This is a genomic window from Curtobacterium sp. USHLN213 (assembly GCF_037144815.1).
Lineage (GTDB): Bacteria > Actinomycetota > Actinomycetes > Actinomycetales > Microbacteriaceae > Curtobacterium.
The window spans coordinates 1-18,198 of sequence record NZ_JBBCYQ010000015.1 but is presented as its reverse complement, the minus strand read 5'-3'; the positions used below and the strand labels follow the sequence as shown (position 1 = coordinate 18,198).

The 18,198-nt window shown below is 72.5% G+C and carries 22 protein-coding genes; 15 read left to right on the top strand and 7 right to left on the bottom strand.

Annotated features, from left to right (window positions below):
• The first annotated feature begins 30 nt into the window (after positions 1-30).
• From WFH25_RS17445 to WFH25_RS17435, 3 genes are all read left to right on the top strand, one after another.
• A complete protein-coding gene (locus tag WFH25_RS17445) occupies positions 31-465 on the top strand; it encodes a flagellar hook assembly protein FlgD (RefSeq protein WP_070418839.1) in 435 nt (144 codons plus the stop codon).
• Positions 466-508: 43 nt separating this feature from the next.
• Positions 509-1,684, top strand: coding sequence for a flagellar hook protein FlgE (locus tag WFH25_RS17440; protein WP_070418840.1), 1,176 nt, complete (start codon positions 509-511; stop codon positions 1,682-1,684).
• 238 nt (positions 1,685-1,922) lie between these two features.
• The gene (locus WFH25_RS17435; protein WP_336698773.1) at positions 1,923-2,714 is read left to right on the top strand and encodes a GAF and ANTAR domain-containing protein; all 792 of its coding nucleotides are present in this window, start codon (positions 1,923-1,925) and stop codon (positions 2,712-2,714) included.
• Between the two features lie 18 nt (positions 2,715-2,732).
• On the opposite strand, the gene WFH25_RS17430 is transcribed toward WFH25_RS17435, so the two are convergent.
• Positions 2,733-4,787, bottom strand: coding sequence for a GMC oxidoreductase (locus tag WFH25_RS17430; protein ID WP_336698772.1), 2,055 nt, complete (start codon positions 4,785-4,787; stop codon positions 2,733-2,735).
• A 114-nt stretch (positions 4,788-4,901) separates the two neighbouring features.
• Between WFH25_RS17430 and WFH25_RS17425 the strand changes: the two genes are divergently transcribed.
• The 3 genes from WFH25_RS17425 to WFH25_RS17415 are packed head-to-tail and all read left to right on the top strand — an operon-like array spanning position 4,902 to position 6,590.
• The gene (locus WFH25_RS17425) at positions 4,902-5,309 is read left to right on the top strand and encodes a cupin domain-containing protein (RefSeq protein WP_336698771.1); all 408 of its coding nucleotides are present in this window, start codon (positions 4,902-4,904) and stop codon (positions 5,307-5,309) included.
• A gap of 4 nt (positions 5,310-5,313) precedes the next feature.
• Positions 5,314-5,688 carry a DUF2255 family protein gene (locus WFH25_RS17420; RefSeq protein WP_336698770.1) on the top strand — a complete coding sequence of 125 codons (375 nt, stop codon included), beginning with the start codon at positions 5,314-5,316 and terminating at the stop codon, positions 5,686-5,688.
• Positions 5,685-6,590: a helix-turn-helix transcriptional regulator gene (locus tag WFH25_RS17415; RefSeq protein ID WP_336698769.1), complete on the top strand. Its 906-nt coding sequence runs from the start codon at positions 5,685-5,687 to the stop codon at positions 6,588-6,590. Before WFH25_RS17420 ends, WFH25_RS17415 begins: the two co-directional genes overlap by 4 nt.
• 163 nt (positions 6,591-6,753) lie before the next feature.
• On the opposite strand, the gene WFH25_RS17410 is transcribed toward WFH25_RS17415, so the two are convergent.
• Positions 6,754-8,088, bottom strand: coding sequence for an MFS transporter (locus WFH25_RS17410; RefSeq protein WP_336698766.1), 1,335 nt, complete (start codon positions 8,086-8,088; stop codon positions 6,754-6,756).
• 91 nt (positions 8,089-8,179) lie between these two features.
• On the opposite strand from WFH25_RS17410, the gene WFH25_RS17405 reads away from it, so the two are divergent.
• Positions 8,180-8,542, top strand: a complete 363-nt coding sequence (locus WFH25_RS17405; protein ID WP_092387361.1) for an ArsR/SmtB family transcription factor — start codon at positions 8,180-8,182, stop codon at positions 8,540-8,542.
• On the top strand, positions 8,539-9,552 hold the full coding sequence (locus WFH25_RS17400) for a cation diffusion facilitator family transporter (RefSeq protein ID WP_336698765.1): 1,014 nt from the start codon (positions 8,539-8,541) through the stop codon (positions 9,550-9,552). The genes WFH25_RS17405 and WFH25_RS17400 overlap by 4 nt, the downstream gene beginning before the upstream one ends.
• A gap of 110 nt (positions 9,553-9,662) precedes the next feature.
• Here WFH25_RS17400 and WFH25_RS17395 read toward each other — a convergent pair whose 3' ends face one another.
• Positions 9,663-10,127 carry a DUF2231 domain-containing protein gene (locus WFH25_RS17395; RefSeq protein WP_336698764.1) on the bottom strand — a complete coding sequence of 155 codons (465 nt, stop codon included), beginning with the start codon at positions 10,125-10,127 and terminating at the stop codon, positions 9,663-9,665.
• Between the two features lie 185 nt (positions 10,128-10,312).
• Between WFH25_RS17395 and WFH25_RS17390 the strand changes: the two genes are divergently transcribed.
• From WFH25_RS17390 to WFH25_RS17370, 5 genes are all read left to right on the top strand, one after another.
• A complete protein-coding gene (locus tag WFH25_RS17390; protein ID WP_070418878.1) occupies positions 10,313-10,996 on the top strand; it encodes a response regulator transcription factor in 684 nt (227 codons plus the stop codon).
• The gene (locus tag WFH25_RS17385; protein ID WP_336698763.1) at positions 10,993-12,375 is read left to right on the top strand and encodes an ATP-binding protein; all 1,383 of its coding nucleotides are present in this window, start codon (positions 10,993-10,995) and stop codon (positions 12,373-12,375) included. Before WFH25_RS17390 ends, WFH25_RS17385 begins: the two co-directional genes overlap by 4 nt.
• Positions 12,376-12,503: 128 nt before the next feature.
• Positions 12,504-13,943: a ferredoxin reductase family protein gene (locus WFH25_RS17380; RefSeq protein ID WP_336698761.1), complete on the top strand. Its 1,440-nt coding sequence runs from the start codon at positions 12,504-12,506 to the stop codon at positions 13,941-13,943.
• Entirely contained in the window at positions 13,940-14,392 is a 453-nt protein-coding gene (locus tag WFH25_RS17375; protein WP_336698760.1) for an FMN-binding protein, read from the top strand. The genes WFH25_RS17380 and WFH25_RS17375 overlap by 4 nt, the downstream gene beginning before the upstream one ends.
• Entirely contained in the window at positions 14,389-15,138 is a 750-nt protein-coding gene (locus WFH25_RS17370) for an FAD:protein FMN transferase (RefSeq protein ID WP_336698759.1), read from the top strand. The genes WFH25_RS17375 and WFH25_RS17370 overlap by 4 nt, the downstream gene beginning before the upstream one ends.
• Positions 15,139-15,169: 31 nt before the next feature.
• Here WFH25_RS17370 and WFH25_RS17365 read toward each other — a convergent pair whose 3' ends face one another.
• From WFH25_RS17365 to WFH25_RS17350, 4 genes are all read right to left on the bottom strand, one after another.
• Positions 15,170-15,529 carry a cytoplasmic protein gene (locus WFH25_RS17365; RefSeq protein WP_336698758.1) on the bottom strand — a complete coding sequence of 120 codons (360 nt, stop codon included), beginning with the start codon at positions 15,527-15,529 and terminating at the stop codon, positions 15,170-15,172.
• A gap of 179 nt (positions 15,530-15,708) precedes the next feature.
• A complete protein-coding gene (locus WFH25_RS17360) occupies positions 15,709-16,098 on the bottom strand; it encodes a hypothetical protein (RefSeq protein ID WP_336698757.1) in 390 nt (129 codons plus the stop codon).
• A gap of 9 nt (positions 16,099-16,107) precedes the next feature.
• A complete protein-coding gene (locus tag WFH25_RS17355) occupies positions 16,108-16,689 on the bottom strand; it encodes a hypothetical protein (protein ID WP_139219831.1) in 582 nt (193 codons plus the stop codon).
• Entirely contained in the window at positions 16,686-17,267 is a 582-nt protein-coding gene (locus tag WFH25_RS17350; protein WP_254789602.1) for an RNA polymerase sigma factor, read from the bottom strand. Before WFH25_RS17350 ends, WFH25_RS17355 begins: the two co-directional genes overlap by 4 nt.
• Positions 17,268-17,384: 117 nt before the next feature.
• On the opposite strand from WFH25_RS17350, the gene WFH25_RS17345 reads away from it, so the two are divergent.
• A complete protein-coding gene (locus WFH25_RS17345; protein WP_336698755.1) occupies positions 17,385-17,597 on the top strand; it encodes a hypothetical protein in 213 nt (70 codons plus the stop codon).
• A gap of 271 nt (positions 17,598-17,868) precedes the next feature.
• A partial coding sequence (locus tag WFH25_RS17340) for an Asp23/Gls24 family envelope stress response protein (protein WP_336698754.1) occupies positions 17,869-18,198 on the top strand: 330 nt, incomplete at its 3' end.

The window sequence follows — 18,198 nt, the reverse complement described above, 5'->3', positions numbered from 1 at the left end:
CCAGCACAGGCAGAACCGAAGGGAACGACCATGCCGATCGACGGCATCACCGGCACCGTGGACCAGGCCGCCCAGGCCGCGGCCCTCGCCGCGAACCAGACCAGCTCGCGGTCGCAGACGATGGACTCCGAGGTGTTCATGAAGCTCCTCGTCACGCAGCTGCAGAACCAGGACCCGTCCTCGCCGATGGACACGAACCAGATGATCAGCCAGCAGACGCAGCTCGCGATGATGGAGCAGATCACCAACCAGACCACGACGGCGAACGAGAACTTCTCGCTGCAGATGCGGATCGCCGCCGCCAACCTCGTCGGGAAGCAGGTCAGCTACACCGACGCCACGTCCGGCACACCGATCACGGGGACGGCGACCGCGGTGTCGTACGCCCAGAGCGTGCCGACCGTGACGGTGAACGGGAAGGAGGTCAACCTCGACGTGATCTCCGGCATCAAGACGACCTCCTGACCCCCTCCACTTCTTCTTCGGTACCTCCACGAAAGGACGCACCATGCTCCGCTCGCTCTACTCCGGGATCTCCGGCCTCCGTTCGCACCAGCAGATGCTGGACGTCACGGGCAACAACATCGCCAACGTCAACACGGTCGGCTTCAAGTCGTCGTCGACGGTCTTCCAGGACACCCTGTCGCAGATGACCCAGGGTGCCGGCGGACCGCAGACCGGCATCGGTGGCACGAACCCGGCCCAGATCGGCCTCGGCGTGCAGGTCGCCGGCGTCTCCACGAACTTCGCCCAGGGCTCCGCCCAGGCCACCGGCAAGGCCACCGACCTGATGATCTCGGGCGACGGCTTCTTCGTCACGCGCCTCGGCAACGACACCGTGTACAGCCGCGCCGGTGCGTTCGACTTCGATGCCGACGGCCGCCTCGTCAGCGCCGACGGGAAGATCGTGCAGGGCTACCCGGCCACGAACGGCGTCGTGAACGAGAACGGCGCCCTGTCGGACATCGTCCTGCCGCTCGACGCCGCCGCGCCCGCCGTCCGCACCTCCACCGCTGGTGTGACCGGCAACCTGCCGTCCGAGACCGCCGTGGGCGCGGTCATCACCCGCGACGCCACCGTCTACGACGCGTCCGGTGCGAAGCACACCATGTCGATCGCCTACGAGCGCACCGCTGCCGGCTGGGACGTCACCGCGACCGACGGCCAGGGCACCCAGGCGACGACGTCGCTCACGTTCGGGACCGACGGCAAGCTCACGGCCGGTGGCACGCTCGCCGTCGGGGGCATCGCCGTCGACATGCGGCAGCTCACGGGCTTCGCGTCGCTCAACACCGCGTCGATCTCGTCGCAGAACGGCCACGAGGCCGGGTCGCTCCAGGGCTACTCGATCTCGAAGGACGGCACGGTCGTCGGGACGTTCTCGAACGGTGCGTCGCTCGCCATCGGTCGGATCGCCCTCGCGACGTTCGCGAACCCGGCCGGTCTCGAGAAGACCGGTGCGTCGGGCTACCGCGCCACGGCCAACTCCGGCAACGCCACGGTCGGCGCTCCGGGGTCGCCCGGTGTCGGGCAGCTCGCGTCGGGCACGCTCGAGATGTCGAACGTCGACCTGTCGCAGGAGTTCACGAACCTCATCGTGGCGCAGCGCGGGTTCCAGGCGAACGCGCGCATCATCACGACCTCGGACGAGGTGCTGCAGGAGCTGACGAACCTGAAGCGGTAGCGCGGGGCCGCGGCCGCGCGCGGCGGCGCCCCGCGGTGCGGGGTGCTTGCGCACAACGGAAGGCACCGCGAACCACGGGGAACCGCGGTTCGCGGTGCCTTCCGTCGTGCGCTGGTCAGGCACGTCGGACGCCCGGGTGCGTTCGCATGTGCGGGCCGTACGGTGGGACCACGCGGTCCCCGGCCGCTGGAGCAGCGCACGACCGGCCACTTCTGATCACCGCATCTGGAGTGACCCATTGGGTGTCGACCGCGAACGACGACTGCTCGACACGATCATCGAACTGGTCGGCGGTGCCACCGGTCCACGGGACCTCGCGGGCCGCCTGCAGCTCCTCGTGGACGAGTCGGCGGCGTTGTTCGACGTCCAGGCCGCCGGGCTGATGCTGTTCGGCTCGGACCATCGGTTGCACATCGCCGCCTCGGTGGGGCACCACAGCGGACTGCTCGAACTCCTGCAGCTCGAGGTCGGCGACGGACCCTGCCTCGAAGCCGCCCGGACGGGGACCGTGGTCTCGATCCCCGACGTCCTGGCCGCCGAGTCTCGATGGCCGCACTTCTCCCGGGCCGCTGCGGACGCGGGTTACCGCGCCGTCCACTCGATCCCGCTCCGGCTCCGGGCGACCGTCAGCGGGTCGCTCAACCTGTTCGGCGAGTCCACGGGTGCGTTCAACGAGGACGACCTCGTCGCCGCGCGGGCACTGGCGGACATCGCCGCGATCTCGGTCGTGCAGCAGCGGACCATCGACGACGCCGTGACGACACAGGCGCAGCTGCAGGCGGCCCTCGAGAGCCGGACGGTCATCGAACAGGCGAAGGGGTGGCTCGCCAACCGGAACGGCGTCGACCCGGCGACCGCGTTCTCGCTGCTGCGCGACCACGCGCGGCGGAACCGGCGCCCGATCACCGAGGTCGCGCTGGCCGTGCTCGCCGGACGGACCGTCCTCGGTCAACCGACGGAGCCGACGGAGCCGACCGACCCGCCGGACCCGCCGGACCCGCCGGACCCCCGCACCCGCCGGCGCGGGTAGCGTCCGCGGCGCCTGACCTCACCGGACCATGTCGTCGATCGTCCGCATCGCCGTCGCGAAGATCGTCAGCACCGGGTTCACCCCGCCGTTCGTGACGTGCACCGACCCGTCGGCGACGCGCAGGTTGTCGTGTCCCCACACCCGGCCGAACGGATCGACGACCGACGTGCGCGGATCATCGCCCATGCGGAGGGTCCCGGCCTGGTGCTGGCCACCACTCGTCCCGGTCAGCTCCCCGTGCATCTCGGCGACCCGCGTCGCACCCGCGGCCCGGAGCCAGTCCCCGCTCCGCGCACTGGTGTGGTCGCGGGCACGGGTGTCCTCCGGGTGCGGACCACCGCTGAACCGTGCGACGGGGACGCCCCACCGGTCGGTGACGGCGGGGTCGACCCGGACGCGGGAGTCGGCGGACGTGACCTCCTGGATCGGCCCCATCAGTCGCATGCTCCGGCGGGCGAGGTCGCGCATCCCGTGCTTGCTGTCGATGCCCGCACGGGGGAGGAGCCCGAACCCGGTGAGGTACGCGTAGGTGTTCGACGGCGTCGCGACGAACTCGTCCGCGATGATCCCGCCGCCGATCTGCCCGGGGACGCCATGCCGGAAGTCGGTCGTGGCGATGGACGGCCCGGGCCCGAGGCCGCCCTCGACGACGTCGTCGAAGATGCCCATCGCGCCGCCGTACCGGTGCCCCTGCAGGTGCCGTCCGACCTGGTCCTGGCCGTTGCCGAGCCCGTTCGGCTCCTGCTCGCTGCGGCTGTTGAGGAGGAGCCGGGCGGACTCCACCGCTCCCGCCGCGACGACGACCTCCGCCGCGTCGACGTCCGAACGCCAGTCCCCGCCGTCGACCGTCCCGACGAGCGTCACCCCGACGACGCGGCCGGACCGGTCCGTCCGGATCCGCGCGGCCCGGGTCTCGAGGAGGACGGACGCGTTGCCGGTGGCGACGGCCCGGGGGAGCATCGTGTTCTGGCTGCCGTTCTTCGCGTCGACGGGGCAGGCGAACCCGACGCACATCCCGCACTGCTCGCACGCTCCCCGCCCGAGGAAGGGGACCGAGTTGACGAGCAGCGGGACGTGCACCGTCGACCAGCCGAGCTCGGTCGCGGCTCGCGCCAACCGCTCCCGCGCGGGCCCCGCCGCCACCGCCGGCATCGGCAGCGCCCGGGTGCGGGGACCGGCCCACGGACCGTCGCCGTCGCCGCTCACGCCGAGCTCCCACTCCGCCCGCTCGTACCAGGGCTCGAGGTCCGCGTAGCCGATCGGCCAGTCCGCCAGGGCACTGCCGTCCGGCACGCCGTGGTCGGTGGCCATCGTGAAGTCCCTCGGGGCGAACCGCCACGCCTGCGCGCCGTAGACCCTCGTGCCACCGCCAGCCGTGAAGGCGTTGTTGTGCCAGTCCCAGTCGGACGGCCGGGCGACCCGGTCTCCCTCCTGCGAGGCGATCACGCGCGGGTTGCCGAGGTCGACGGGACCGGACCGCGGTGCGAGCCCCCACGTCGACCGGGGATTGCGGATGTGGTCCTGCGCGAGGTCGGCGGTGCCCGGCCAGGACCCGGCCTCGACCACGAGGACCCGGCGCCCGGACTCGGCGAGCCCGCGCGCCGCGACACCCCCACCGGCCCCCGAACCGATGACGATCGCGTCGTACCGCTCGGCCAACTCCGCCGGGCGCACCACCACCGGCTGCGCCGTGGGCACCGGTACCGGGACACTCCACCCCGCCGGCGGCTCGGGTTGCCAGCCGACCATCTCCCACGAGCGTTCGCCGGCGTTGCCGCCGTTGCCCGCGTCGGCGTAGTAGCCGGCGGCGACGATCCCCGCGAACCACGCCCAGTCGGGGTCGTCGTCCTGGTCGTGGCCGTCCACGACCGCACGGATCCGGTCGAGCCAGTCCGGACGCTCGTCGAGGACCGACGCCAGGAACTCGAGCGCGCCGGCCTCGGACGCCGACGGGTACTCGTCGGCGGGCACGACCCGGTCGACGAGGGACTGCAGTCGGACGCGGTTGCGGTGGAGGAACACCTGCTGCGTCGAATCACCGCGACCGGTCGTCCGGGGTGCGTCACTGCCCATGTTCGCAACGCTAGACCGACAGGGTCACCCTGTCAGGACATCCCTCCCGACCGCCATCGGTCGTAGCGTCGGACGCAGCGGGCACACGACCACCCGCCGAGAGAGGACGAACCCATGCCGCAGGAGATCCTGCCGAAGCAGCCCACCGCCAAGAACCCGCCGGAGCAGTTCGCCGGCGACGTGTGGGTCGACCCGATCGTCACCCCGCAGGACGGCGACCAGCGCGCGACGCTCGCGCTCGTGAAGTTCGCCCCCGGTGCCCGCACCGCCTGGCACTCCCACGCCCGCGGCCAGTTCCTCCGCGTCACCCAGGGCGTGGCGCGCTTCGGGACCCGCGACGGGAAGGTCGTGACCGCGCGTCCCGGTGACACCGTGTACGTCTCACCGGGCGAGGAGCACTTCCACGCCTCCGCCGAGGGCACCTTCGTGGAGCACTTCGCGATGCTCGAGAGCGCCGACGACCCGTCGACCACGACCACCTGGCTCGAGCACGTCTCCGACGACGACCTCGCGGGCCGGTGACCCGATGACGAACTGGGACGAGGACACCATCGCCGCGATCGGCGCGAGCGACGACCTCCACGTCAGCCCGTTCCGGGGGGACGGCACGACGTACGGCACGCCGACGTGGATCTGGTCCGTGGTCGTCGACGGCGGGCTGTACGCCCGCGCCTACAACGGTCGGCGCTCCCGGTGGTACCGGGCCGCCGTCGAGCAGGGTGCCGGCAGGATCCGCGCCGCCGGGGCCGAGCACGAGGCAGCCTTCGAGGCCGTCGGCCCCGACCTGAACAGCCGCATCGACGCCGCCTACGAGGCGAAGTACGCCGGCAGCCCCTACCTGCCCCCGATGCTGCAGGACGGACCGACCTCGGCGACCGTCCGGATCAGTCCCCGTCCATGAGCACGAACCGCGACGACGTCAGGGACTTCCTCGTCAGCCGGCGCGCCCGCGTCCGCCCCGAGCAGGTCGGCCTGCCCGCAGGAGCGAACCGGCGGGTCGCGGGCCTCCGCCGTGGCGAGGTGGCGATGCTCGCCGACGTGAGCGTCGAGTACTACTCCCGACTCGAGCGCGGCAGTCTCTCCGGGGTGTCCGAGGGCGTCCTGCACGCGATCGCCGGTGCGCTGCTCCTCGACGACGCCGAACGCGACCACCTGTTCGACCTCGCCCGTGCCGCGAACGCCTCGCCGGTGCGGGCCGCCCGCCGCCGGTCCACGACCCCGAAGACGCTGCGCCCCGGTCTGCAGTACGCGCTCGACGCCTTCACGGGGGGACCGGCGTTCATCCGCAACGACCGCCTCGACGTGCTCGGCGCGAACGCGCTCGGACGGGCCCTCTACGCCGACCTCTTCCGGAAGACCGAGCGCCCGAACCTCGCCCGCGCAGCGTTCCTCGACCGCGAGTGGTCGGACGCGTTCTACCCGGACTGGGACCTCGCCGCCGACCAGAGCGTGGCGATCCTCCGGGCCGCCGCGGGGCACGACCCGCACGACCGGGAGCTGCAGGACCTCGTCGGCGAGCTCTCCACGCGCAGCCCCGAGTTCCGCACGAAGTGGGGCGCGCACGACGTCCGCCGGCACGGCACCGGCGAGAAGCACTTCGTGCACCCGGTCGTCGGTGCGCTCGACCTGCTGTTCGAGGGCTCCCGCCTGATGAGCGACCCGGCGCTGAGCTTCCTGCTCTACACGGCCGAACCGGGCTCGCCGACGGCGGACGCGCTCCGCCTGCTCGGATCCCTCGACGCCACCGAGCGCCGGGACGCGGCGCACGCCGCCGACCCCGCTGCGGCGGACGGACGCGCGTGACGACGGCTCGCTGACACCGGGTCGCGGGGGGGCCCCCCAACCCGGGGGGGGGGGGGGGGGGCGCCCGCCCCCCCCCCCCCCCCCGGCCCGGGGGGGGGGGGCCCCCCCCCCCCCCCCGCCTCCCGTCCGTCACTGGTCGCGTCCCGCCCGACCGGAGCGACCGTCACGTGGTGCGGATGCGGGTGGCCGCGACCGCGGCGACGAGGATGACGGCTCCCGCGACGACGAAGCTGACCTGGGTGCCGGTCACGAAGTGCGCCCGGTCGGCGAGGAGGGCGCCGAACACGGCGATGGCCACCGCGCCGCCGACCTGGCGGAAGGTGTTGAACACGGCGCTCGCGGTCCCGGAGCGTTCCGCGGGGACGCTGGCGAGGACGACGGACGTCGCCGGCGGCATCGCGACCGATCCGCCCGCGCCGGTCAGGACCGCGCAGACGGCGACGGCGACCCACGAGTCGAGCGGTGCGAACACGATCACCACGACGAGCCCCAGGACCATCGTGGTGAGTCCGGCGACGACCGGGACGCGGGCACCGAAGCGGTTGGCGAGGGTGCCGCTGACGACGTTGCCGACGATGCTGCACGCCGCGGACGGCAGGAACACGAGTCCGGCGAGCAGCGGCGACAGCCCGAGGTGCTGCTGCAGGTACAGGCTCAGCACGAAGACGCTGCCGAAGTTGCCGACCATGAACGCGAACCCGACTCCGAGCGCGATCCGCATCCCGCTCGACCGGAACAGGTCGAGCGGCATCATCGGAGAGCGACCCCGGGCCTGGACGACGAGGAACCCGACGAGCGATGCAGCGGCGACCACGAGTGCGGCGACGACGTACCCGGTGCCGAAGCCGTGCGCGCCGCCCTCGATGAGGCCGAAGACGAGTCCGGCGAGGGTGAGCAGCGCCAGCACCTGGCCCACGGGGTCGAACCGGCTCGGGCGACGGGGCGAGGGCGCCACCCGCAGCAGCATGCCGAGCATGACGACGCACACCGGCAGGTTGATCGCGAACACGAGCCGCCAGTCGACCGTGGTCAGCGCGCCGCCGAGGACCGGCCCGACCGCTCCGGCCACGGCGCCGCCGACCGCCCAGATGCCGAGGGCGTGGGCGCGTTCGCGGGCGTCCGGGAACGCCTCGCGGACGAGTGCCATCGACGCCGGCAGCATGACCGCTGCCGCAGCGCCCTGGACGGCGCGCGCTCCGATCAGGGTGCCGAGCGTCGGAGCGATCGCGCAGGCGACGGAGGCGAGCAGGAACCCGGCGATGCCCCACCCGATGGCACGCTTCGCACCGATGCGGTCGGACAGGTTGCCGGCGAACAGCAGCAGGGACGCGAAGAGCAGCGTGTACGAGTCGATGACCCACTGCAGGCCCGAGGTGCTGCCGCCGAGCTCCCGGCCGATCGTCGTCAGGGCGACGTTCACGATCAGGATGTCGAGCGTGATGAGGAAGAACCCGAGGGAGGCCAGGAGGAGCGCGACACGGGGCGTCGAGGTGGTCACGGTTCGATGGTCGCGTGCCGGGCGGCCGGGTGGGATGCCCTGAGCGGGTACCCCGGGTGGCGGTGACGCACCAGTGCATTAGTATCTGCGTGTGCACGTAGACAAGCAACCATGCGGACTCGATCCGGAGTCGGAGTACGTCGAGCTCGCGGTCGAGGTGTTCGCGATGCTCGCGGACGCGACCCGGGTGAAGATCATCCTCGCGCTGCGGAGCGCCGAGGAGATGTCCGTGAACCACCTGGCGGACGTCGTGGACAAGACTCCGGCAGCGGTCTCGCAACACCTCGCGAAGCTGCGGCTCGCCCGGATGGTCTCGACGCGGCGCGAGGGCACGACGGTGTTCTACCGGCTCACGGACGAGCACGCGTCCGAGCTCGTCATCGACGCGGTCAAGCAGGCGGAACACGTGGTCGGGGCGCCACCGCACCACCGCGGGGAGCCGGGACGAGCATGAGCGGCCACGACCACACGCACCCGCACGACCACGGGCACGACCACTCGCATCCGCACGGTGGGGTGCGGAGCTTCCTCCAGCACCTCTTCGTCCCGCACACGCACGACAGCGCCGACTCGATCGACGACGCGATGGAAGCCAGTGCCGCCGGCGTCCGCGCGCTCAAGATCAGCCTGTTCGTCCTGCTCGCCACGACGGTCCTGCAGGCCGTGATCGTCGCGTTCACCGGCTCGATCGCCCTGCTCGCGGACACCGTCCACAACTTCGCGGACGCGCTGACCGCCGTGCCGCTGTGGATCGCGTTCGTCCTCGGCCGCCGCCTCGCGACCCGCCGGATGACCTACGGGTACGGTCGCGCCGAGGACCTCGCCGGCATGTTCATCGTCTTCGTCGTCGCGCTCTCCGCCGTCGTCGCGGGGTGGCAGGCGATCGACCGGTTCGTCCACCCGAGGCCGGTGGAGGCGCCCTGGCTGCTGGTCGCCGCCGGGCTCATCGGGTTCGCCGGCAACGAGATCGTGGCGATCTACCGCATCCGCGTCGGTCAGCGCATCGGTTCGGCGGCGCTCGTGGCCGACGGCGTGCACGCCCGGCTCGACGGCTTCACGTCGCTGTCGGTGGTCCTCGGTGCGATCGGCGTGATGCTCGGCTTCCCGCTCGCCGATCCGATCATCGGTCTCCTCATCTCGATCTCGATCCTGCTGCTGCTCTGGGGAACGGTGCGGTCGATCGGGGCGCGACTCATGGACGCGGTCGATCCCGCGCTGGTCGGCCGGGCGGAACACGCGCTCGAGCACGCCGACGGGGTGCTCGCCGTCCGTGACGTCCGGCTCCGCTGGACCGGGCACCGGCTCACGGGATCCGCGACGGTCGAGGTCGCGGCCACCGACCTGCATGCCGCCACGCACCTCGCGGAGCACGCCGAGGAGCACCTCCGCGAAGCGATGCGCAACGTCGACCGGTTCACGGTGACCCCTGCGGTGGCCACCAGCACCGGCGACCACACGCACTGACCCGCACACGGTCGGACAGGAGGCGCGGGGGGGGGCCGCCCCCCGCCCCCCGGGCGCCCCCGGGGGGGGGCGGCCCCCCCCCGCCCCCCCTGCCCGACGCGGGGTGGCGCCTACCCCTTCCAGACGGACTCTGCTCCGGCGTGGCCGATGACGACGACCTCGACGATCGAGACGACGGCGACCACCACGAGCAGCACCGGCCCGATGATCCCGACGGCCCGCACCACGCCGCGGTTCGTCACCCGGGCGGTCCCGAACCGGTGCCAGCCCCACCAGAGCGTCAGGAGCGCGAAGACCGCGATCGACCAGGGGAGCATCCCGTCGGCGAGCTCGGTGTGCCGTTCGAGCAAGGCGGTCTCCCGCTCGTGGTGCTCCAGCCATTCGCCGGAAGACGTCGCGAGCGGCACGGACACCAGTGCGACGAGCCCGATGATCGGCGCACCGACCGCGAGCCACCGCCGTGCTCTCGGCCACACGGCGACGGCGATCGCGGTGAGGGCCGCGACCGGGACCGCGACGGAGGTGAGGTGGACGAAGAGGGGGTGGAGCGGTATCCCGCCGAACTGCCAGTCCATGTCGGCCTTCCACATCGTGCGCCGATCGACACCGGCGCGGTGGCTCCAGCCAAGCGGTTCCGGGCGCCGGCATCGTTCGAAACCTCACACGAACGGAAGCGCCCGGACCTGGTTCGCTGGGGGCATGACCACCACGACGACGTTCGTCATCGGATCCCTCCTCGGGACGAGCGGGGTGGTGTGACGTGGCGAACATCCTGGTGGTCGAGGACGACCCCGAGATGGGTGTGCTCGTCGAACGCGGGCTCGTCGGCGAGGGGCACGCCGTGACCGTCGTGTCCGACGGCGTCGCCGCGCTCGTCCAGGCCCGCGCGCAGTCCTTCGACGCGGCCGCGATCGACGTCATGCTCCCGGAGATGTCCGGGTTCGAGGTCTGCCGTCGGCTGCGCGAGATGGGCGAGGACTTCCCGGTCGTGCTCGTCACGGCGCGCGACGCGGTGGACGACCGGGTCTTCGGGCTCGACTCCGGAGCCGACGACTACCTCACGAAGCCGTTCGCGATCGCCGAGCTCAACGCCCGCATCCGAGCCCACCTGCGCCGTCGCGCGGCGGGGACCGCGACGGTCGTCGAGGCCGGCTCGGTCCGGCTCGACACCGTTGCCGTCCGCGCCGCCGTGCGCGGGCGTGACCTGCCGCTGAGCGTCAAGGAGTTCTCGCTGCTGCGGTTCCTCATCCAGGGCTCGCCGGCACCGCGGACCCGCGCCGAGGTCCTCGAGGAGGTCTGGGGGAGCGCCGAGCACTTCGACCCGACGATCGTCGACCAGTACGTGAGCTACGTCCGCAAGAAGCTCCAGGCGGCGGATGCCGACGTCGCGATCCGCACCGTGCGCGGCGTCGGCTACGCGCTCGAGGTCGTGCCGACGGCATGAGGGTCCTCCGCCGCCTCTCGATCAGCGCGCGCATCACGCTCGGCAGCCTCGTCGTGGGCGCCGTGGTCCTCTCCGGGATAGCGGTGGTCCTGCACGTGCAGATCGAACGGGCGACGATCGCGACCGACGAGTCGCTCGCCGCCGGGGACGCCGCGCCGTTCGTCTCCGACCTCCGCCACAACCCGGACGAGGCGCCGGACCGCCCCGCCGAGGACGTCCTGGTCGGGATCCGGACCTCCTCCGGTTCGTGGCTCGTCGACTCGCTGCCGCGGGACATCCGGGCGTCGCTGCCGTCCGGTGTCCCCGACGACGAGGTCACGCTCCGCCTGCACACCGGGCACCGGCTCGTCACCGTCGTCGGGGTGCCCGTCACCAACGACGAGGGCTCCTCCGTTGTCTGGGCTGCGCACGACGGCCGTGCCGGGCAGGAGACACTCGAGCGCGTGGACCGCTCGCTCGTCGTCGGGACGGTCCTGGCGCTCGTGGCGTTCGCGGCGACGGCCTGGCTGCTCTCGACGCTGGCCCTCCGACCCGTGGGGCGGATGCGGCGGACCGCCGAGGACCTGAGCGCCGGGACCGCGGGCGGCCACCTGCCGGTCGGGAGCTCGGACGACGAGCTCGCCGCCCTCGCCCGGACGCTCAACGCCTTCATCGACCGGCAGCGCGAGAACGCCGAGCGGGAGCGGCGGATGGTGTCCGACGCCAGTCACGAACTCCGGACACCGCTCGCCGCCCTGACCGCTCGGCTCGAACTCGCGCACCGCTCGTCGGGCGATGCCGAGGCCCTCGAACGCGAGCTGCGCGGCGCCGAAGGAGACGCTGCGCGGTTGGTGGCGCTCGCGAACACGATGCTCGAGCTCAGCCGGCTCGACGAGTCCGGTCCCGCGCCGTCGACCCCGGCGGCCGAGCTCGTGACGGAGCTGATGGGCTCGATCGACCGCGCGCGAGCACTCGGCGATGCCGTCGACCGGGACATCGACTTCACGGCGGCACTCGACGCCCCCGACGAGCGGTACGCGCTCGAGCCCGCCGCGTTCGCCCGGATCGTCGACAACCTCGTCGCGAACGCGATCGCCGCGGGGGACGACGGCGGTGCGATCCGGGTGACGCTCGCCCAGGACGCATCGCACGCGCTCGAACTCACCGTCGTCGACGACGGTCGCGGTGTCCCCGAGGACTTCCTGCCCCAGGCCTTCGAGCGGTTCGCCCGGGCGGACAGTGCGCGGCGTGCGGTGCTCGGTGGCAGCGGACTCGGTCTGGCGCTCGTGCGCGGGATCGCCGAGCGCGCCGGTGGATCGGCGTCGCTCCGGAACGGAGAGAACGGCGAGAACGGTGAGTACGGCGGCGCGATCGCGACCGTCCGGCTGCCCGCGGCCTGACGCGGATCCGACGCCGGCACCGATCACTCGAGGTCTCGAACGAAGCGCACGTCCCGTTCCGGGTTCCTCCATAGCTCCGATGCCGATGCTGTGAGCCACCCGATCACATGCTGGAGAGGAACGAGCCGATGATCGACACCGCTCGCCCCACTGCTCGTCCCGTTCCGAGACCCATCGGAGACGACGAACCCCTCGAGGTCGCGGCCCGTCGTCGCCGCCGAGCCGGACGCCGCCGCAACGCCGTCACCGACCTGCTCGGGATCCTCGCCTGGGTCTCGGCAGCGGTGGCCGTCATGCTCTGGCTCGTGTCGCCCGGATCGCACACGGTCGTCGGCATCGGCGGCTGGCTCACCGACGCCGGGATCGTCGCGGGACTCGTCGCGACCGACCTCGTGCTCGTCATGCTCGTGCTCGCCGCGCGTGTGCCGCTCATCGACCGGACCTTCGGCCAGGACAACGCCATCGCGGTGCACCGGTCGCTCGGGAAGCCCGTGCTGTACCTGCTGCTCGCGCACGGAGCGCTCCTGACCCTCGGGTACGGCGCCTCGGCGGGCACCGGGCCGATCGCCGAGACGATCGCGCTCTTCTCCACGCCGGACATGCCGCTGGCCTACCTCGGACTCGGGCTGTTCGTCGCCGTCGTGGTGTCCTCGCTCGTCGCGGTCCGCCGTCGCCTGCCGTACGAGGCCTGGCACGTCATCCACCTCCTCAGCTACGCCGCGGTACTCGTCGCGCTGCCGCACATGCTCAGCGTCGGCAGCGTCCTCGCGCAGGGCACGTGGCAGCGGGTCTACTGGATCGCGCTGTACGTCCTGGCCCTCGGCCTGATCGCCCTGTACCGGTTCGCCCTGCCCCTCGTCGTGACGCTCCGCCACCGCATCCGTGTCGTCGGCGTCGAGCCCATCGCACCGGGCGTCGTGTCGATCCACCTCGCCGGACGAGACCTCGACCGCCTCGGGACCGAGGGCGGACAGTACGGGGTGTGGCGCTTCTGGACCGCCCGCACCTGGTGGCACGCCCACCCGGTGTCGTTCTCCGCCGTCCCCGGCCGCGATCGTGCCCGGATCACGGTGCGCGACCTCGGCGCCGGCTCCGCGCGACTCGGCCGGATCACCCCGGGTGCGTTCGTCTCCCTCGAGGGCCCCTACGGCCTGTTCACCAGCCGGGCTCGGACCGCTCCGTACCTCGCGCTCGTCGCCTCCGGCATCGGCATCACCCCCGTGCGGTCGTTGCTCGAGGACACCGACCTCCGTCCGGGTGAGGCCACCGTGCTGCTGCGCGGGACCGACGCCGACCAGCAGTACCTGTGGCACGAGACCGCCGACCTCGCCGAGGCGACGGGCAGCCGGCTGTACACGATGGTCGGTCACCGGTCCCGCTCCCGCGAGAGCTGGATGACCGAGGAGGACGTCCGGCGCGGGGTCTCCCTCCGGTCGGTGTTCCCGAACCTGCTCCAGTCCGACCTGTACGTCTGCGGGCCGCGTGCCTGGTCCGACCTCGTCGTCCGCGAAGCACGGCTCGCGGGCGTCCCCGAGCACCAGATCCACCAGGAACGGTTCGAGTCATGAGAGCACGCGTCATCGCCGGCGGGGTCGTCTCGTCCATCGCGGTCCTGGTCGTCGGGTGGCAGCTCGGCGGCCAGCCCGCGGTCACCGCACCGGCACAGCAGAGCACGACGTCCGGTGCCGGCACCACCGGCAGCAGCACCGGCACCGGCACCGGCACCGGCGGGTCCTCCGCCACCGGCACCTTCACCGGCGACACGACGCAGACCCGGTACGGCCCGGTGCAGGTCCAGATCACCGTCGCGAACGGGACGATCACCGACGTCACCGCGCTGCAGCTCACGAACAGCGACGGGCGGTCGGTGCAGATCAGTCAGCAGGCGGCCCCGATCCTCCGCCAGGAGGCGCTGCAGGCGCAGTCCGCGCAGATCCAGTCCGTCAGCGGCGCGACCTTCACCAGTGAGGGCTACACGACGTCCCTCCAGTCCGCGATCGACAAGGCCGGACGGTGAGCGGCGTCACCACCTTCGAGACGATGGGCACCGTCGTGAGCCTCCGGGGAGCAACCCCGGAGGCCGCATCCGAGGTGCGCGCCGTCTTCGCCGGCTACGACCACCGCTACAGCCTGTACGACCCGTCGTCGGTCCTCAGCCGCGTCGCCGACGGTTCGGTCCGGCTCGCGGACACCCCGTCCGAGGTGCGTGACGTCTACGCGCTCGCGCTCGACTGGCGGGAGCGCACCGGGGGAGCGTTCACCCCGCACCGCCCGGACGGCGTGATCGACCTCTCCGGCGTCGTCAAGGCACTCGCGACCCGCGACGCCGGAGCCGTGCTCGACGCCGCGAGCAGCGGCGGCGACTGGATGGTCAGCGCCGGCGGCGACGTGCTCGTCCGCGGCCACCACCGCGCCGACGACCCCTGGAGCGTCGGCGTCGTCGATCCGGCCCACCGGGACACCGTCGTCGGCGTCGTCCGGCTCGAGGCACCTCGTCGTGCCGTCGCGACCTCCGGCACCGCCGAGCGCGGCGAGCACATCTGGCGCCGGGCGACCCCGACGTTCGTCCAGGCAACGGTCATCGCCGACGACATCGTCACGGCGGACGTCCTCGCGACCGCGGTCGTCGCCGGCGACGAGGACGACCTCCGGCGGCTCACGAGCGACGCCGACGTCGACGTGCTCGCGTTCGCCGCCGACGGGACGGTCTGGGCCACCCCCGGCGCCGCCGACACCGTCCGTCAGGTCCCCGCGGCCCCCTGATCGACGGTGCCGGCCTGCTGGGACACCACGCTCAACTCTGGCTCGGGCCCGGTCCGAGCACGGTCGGGTCAGGGTCCTCGACCGGCACGTCGAGGAGCTCGACCAGGATCGTGTGGGTCGGTGTGGACCCGGTGTTCCGCCCGCTGTGTCGCTGCGCCGGGAGCCACACCGCGGTCCCGACGGGCAACGCCACGTCGAGCTCCCTCCCGTCGGCCACCAGTCGGCGATCGAAGCCCGTCAGCGTGACCATGACGCTCGCCGGGTGTCGGTGCACGTGGGTCCGGTCGCCCGGTACGTCGGTGTAGTCGAGCACGCGGACGTGCTCGTTCTCCCAGAGCAGCCGGTAGTGCTCGGGATCGGTCTGCAGGGGATCGTCGTCGGTCCGCATCATCGCGCTCGCCTCCTCGACGGGGTGATCGGGACTCACCCTCGTCCGGCTGTGCCGGCGCGCACCTGCGCGATCCAGAACGCGATGCGGACGCCCGATCGTGGCAGGGACGGGAGGCGCGGTGCGGGCCCGCACCGCGCCTCCCGTCCTCCCGCGGTGCGTCGAGGGCCGCACGGCCCCCGTCAGCCGGGTGTCGCGGCGGGCTCGCCCGCATCGGGACCGGCCGACTCGTCGACCGGTCCGCCGATGCCCTCGACGAGCCGGATCGTCACCTCGACCAGGTCGGCTGGGGCGCCCGTCCGCTCGTCGACCAGGTCACGGATGCGCTCGCCCACCTCACGGACCGTCTCCGGTGCCGGACGTGCGTCGTCGACGGCGATCCCCGCCCCGATCCGGAGCGCCGAGCCGTCGCGGTGCACGTCGACGAGCACGTCGGGCTCCTGCAGCGCGAAGGTCGATGCGACGGCCTCCGCGGCCGCGTGCACGATCGGCCTCGTCGGGTACACGCCCGTGACGCCGGGGACGCTCCGGATCCGGTCGGTGAGGGCTCGGGACAGCGCTTCGTCGCTCACGTCGGGCTCCTACGGCAGGTAGACGTCGTCGAACACCACGTCGACGGACGCAACGGTCAGGGTGGTGTGGCGTGCGAGCGCCGCGGCGATCCGCACCCGGAGGCGGTCGGCGGTCTCGTCCGCGGGCGCCCCGTAGACGAGTCCGGCGGTCACGCGCACGTGGACGGGGGCCCCGGGGTCGCCGAGTTCACCGTCGAGTGTGCAGCTGCCCATCACGACCCCGCCCATCGTGTCGCCGGTCCGCCGGACCAGTCCACGGACGGCGGCCTCGGTCATGGACAGGCGGAGTCGGGGATCGGGGTGGGGGACGGGCACGTCCCGACCGGGGCGGACCTCGGAGCGGATCGTCGCGAGCAACCGGTCGACCCAGTCGGTCTCGCGGTCCGGTTCGGCGTCGGCCCGGTGCTGCAGGGCGCCGAGGGAGAGTTCGCGCAGCCGCTCCATGTTCGACAGGGCGAGACGGCACGAGGCAGAGCCCTCGATGGCGGGGTCGCGTGGTGACCGGCCACGATCGAGGTACTCCGCGAGCTCCTCCATCGTGTGGCCGTCGAGGTCGTCCTCGGGCACGGGGACATCGTCGATGTCGCTCATCGCCATGCCTCCATCTCCACGGTCAGGAACCGACGGGCACGAGCGAGCAGCCCACGCACCGTCGACACCGGCAGCTCGAGTTCGTCGGCGATCTGCTGGTAGCTGTAGCCGGCCGTCTCACGCAGGAGCCAGCACCGCCGCTGGTCTGCGGGGAGGCGGTCGAGCGCGGTCCACATCGCGTCGAGCTGCATCCGCGTCTCGACGATACGCTCCGGCTGCCGAGCGACCTCGGCCGGGTGCTGCACCGTGTCGACGTCGTCGTGGTGGCGTCGTCGGCGGAGCCGGTCGAGCGCCTTCCGGGTGACGATCTGCATCACCCACGGACGGAACCGGGCGGGGTCGTTGAGGTCGGACAGTCGACGCCAGCCGGTCAGGAAGGAGTCCTGCACGACGTCGTCCGACTCGACGTTCGAACCGAGCATCTGCTCGGCGTAGAGGCGCATCACCGGGCCGTGGCGCCGGGCGAGGACCTCGAACGCGCGCACGTCGCCCTCGACCGCACGGACCACGAGGGTGGCGTCCTCCGCACGCAGGAGGGGATCGTCGTGGTCCATCCCCGCCTTCCGGTCGTCGTCCACGGTCGCCGTCCGGTCGTGGTCCGTCCACCCTGCACCGGCCGGCGGCGAAACGCCCGGGCGGACCGGAGGCCGACCGTTTCGTGACGGATCCGGGTGTCGCGTCGTCTTCTCCGCGGAATGATCGACGACAGCAACGCCACGTCCCCCGCCGAACCGGTCCCGAGCGGCACCGGGTCCGACCGGCTTCCCCGCGTCCCGTGCCTCAGCGTCTTCGACCGGTGGCGCTGCGGACTCGCCGACGGGCACGCGGGACACCACGAGTCGGTCGTCGGGGGTTCGGTCACGCGGTGGAACGAGGGCATCACCGGGCGCCGACTGCAGGACTTGTAGCCGTTACTCCCGTTGCCGGCCCGCCGCACGCTCGAGCCCGTGCGGCCCCGGGATCGCGCGGGAACGGGACAGCCCGCGCGACGCTGCGGCCGCTTTGCGCGCCAGGTGCCGCCGCGGTCGTCGGCGGGGGACAAGAACCCCGTCGTCCGATCCCGTTCCTGGGACATCGCTGAACAGCACGAGCCGGGTGTGACTTCCGTCTGGTGGGCCCCGTCTCATCCGTGAACAGCAACCGCTGGGAACGCCCGGCGGGTCAACGGAAGGAACGAACATGGCTGACACCACGACCACCACGACTGCTTCTGCTGCGACGGCTTCGGCGGTCGCTCGGAACACGGGCACCCACACCGGCGGCGTCACGGGCAAGACCGTCATCGACGACACCGTCGTGTCGAAGGTCGCCGGGATCGCTGCGCGTGAGGTCAACGGGGTGCACTCCCTCGGTAACGGTGCCGCGCGTGCGATCGGCGCGATCCGTGACGCGATCGGGCAGCGTGACTTCGGTCAGGGCGTCAAGGTCGAGGTCGGCGAGAAGCAGGTCGCCGCGGACATCGTGATCGTCGCGGAGTACCCCGTCGCACTGCAGCAAGTCGCCGACGGC